Genomic DNA, 574 nt, shown 5'->3' with positions numbered 1-574 from the left:
AACGCCGCATCACAAGATTACTTCTGGTTGCCGTTCCAAATACCATCTTCTAGCTGAGACTTAAGCTCTGGGAAATCGTTCGCATCAAACGTTGGAACTTTACCCGCGTCTAGTTGACGGTTGTAGTCTTTCGCAAGCTTAATCACGATACCGGATAGCAGGATAATCGCTACCAAGTTAACAATCGCCATTAGACCCATAGATACGTCAGCCAATGCCCATACTGTTGGCAATGTTGCCATTGAACCAAACATAACCATACCTAGAACGATAACACGGAAAAGCACTAGGCCTTTCTTGTTGTTGTGCTCAAGGAAGATTAGGTTTGTTTCAGCGTACGAGTAGTTCGCGATGATTGAAGTGAAAGCGAAGAAAAAAATCGCTACCGCTACAAAGATACCACCCCATGAACCTACTTGTGCTGTTAGTGCACGTTGAGTCAGTTCGATACCTGTTACTTCACCATGAGGAACGTATTCGCCCGACATTAGGATGATCGCAACTGTTGCTGAACAGATAACGATAGTGTCCATGAACACACCTAGCATCTGAACGTAACCTTGAGACGCAGGGT

Annotated in this window: 1 protein-coding gene; it reads right to left on the bottom strand. The window is 45.1% G+C overall.

Annotated features, from left to right (window positions below; all coding sequences use genetic code 11):
• Window positions 1-17: 17 nt before the first annotated feature.
• Window positions 18-574 (bottom strand): alanine:cation symporter family protein (locus tag KIV40_RS32240; protein ID WP_285353420.1); only part of this gene is annotated, 557 nt, incomplete at its 5' end.

The organism is Vibrio sp. D173a, assembly GCF_030248475.1.
The sequence above is the reverse complement of the archived record's forward strand: the minus strand, read 5'-3'. Positions and strand labels throughout refer to the sequence as shown.